Source organism: Mesorhizobium sp. M0195 (assembly GCF_040322115.1).
In the GTDB taxonomy this organism is placed as follows: domain Bacteria; phylum Pseudomonadota; class Alphaproteobacteria; order Rhizobiales; family Rhizobiaceae; genus Mesorhizobium.
Genome location: NZ_JAMYSV010000084.1, coordinates 1 through 891, shown reverse-complemented (window position 1 = coordinate 891; position 891 = coordinate 1). Strand labels below are relative to the sequence as shown.

General features: G+C 62.7%; 2 protein-coding genes. Both read left to right on the top strand.

Annotated features, from left to right (window positions below):
• Nucleotides 1-234: ABC transporter permease subunit (locus NKJ12_RS32110; RefSeq protein WP_352707730.1), on the top strand; the 234-nt coding region annotated here is incomplete at its 5' end.
• Between the two features lies 1 nt (nucleotide 235).
• Nucleotides 236-891 (top strand): ABC transporter permease (locus NKJ12_RS32105; protein ID WP_352707728.1); only part of this gene is annotated, 656 nt, incomplete at its 3' end.

Here is an 891-nt window from a genome sequence, read left to right as displayed (position 1 = left end):
GTCCCGATCCTGACTGTGATCGGCATAAGCTTCGCCTATCTGATCGGCGGGGTTGTCCTCACGGAAACGGTGTTCAACATCCCCGGTATCGGTCGTCTGGTCGTGGATGCGATCAACAATCGTGACTATCCCATCATCCAGAGCGTGCTCATCCTGACTTCGGGTCTGTACGTCCTTATCAATCTCGCGGTCGATCTTGCCTATACGCTGATCGATCCCCGCATCCGGTACTGATATGACCCTCCTCTCCGCATCGGTTGACGCCGCGCCGATCGGTCGGCTGCGACTATCTGACCTTCCGCGTCTGGCAAGGCGGCACCCGCTGGTCTTGGTCGGCGGCGGCCTGTTGGTGCTCCTGATCGTTCTGGCGCTCGCCGCCCCGCTCTACGTCGGCGATCCGGTGAACATGGATCCGTTCAAGCGCCTCCAGCCGCCGTCCGCCGAGATGTGGTTCGGGAGCGACAATCTGGGCCGGGACGTGTTTGCGCGAACGATCTTCGGCGCCCGCATCTCTCTCATGGTCGGGCTGACATCAGCGGCGTGCGCGGCTCTTGCCGGGCTTCTGATCGGTGTTGTAGCCGGCTACAGCCGCAGCTTCGACAATTTCGTCATGCGGGTCATGGATGGCTTGATGTCGATCCCGACGATTCTGCTGGCCATTGCCCTTATTTCTCTGACGGGCCCGGGGTTCGGTATCCTCATCGTCGCCATTGCGATTCCCGAGACGCCGGCGGTCGCGCGGCTGGTTCGCTCGGTGGTTCTGGGTGTTCGCGAGCGTCCCTATGTGGAGGCCGCGCTCTGCGGCGGCGCGCGCCTGCCGAAGGTGCTGTGGCGTCATATCCTGCCGAGCACCATTCCGGCGCTGATGGTCCAGGGTGCAACTGTCTGCGC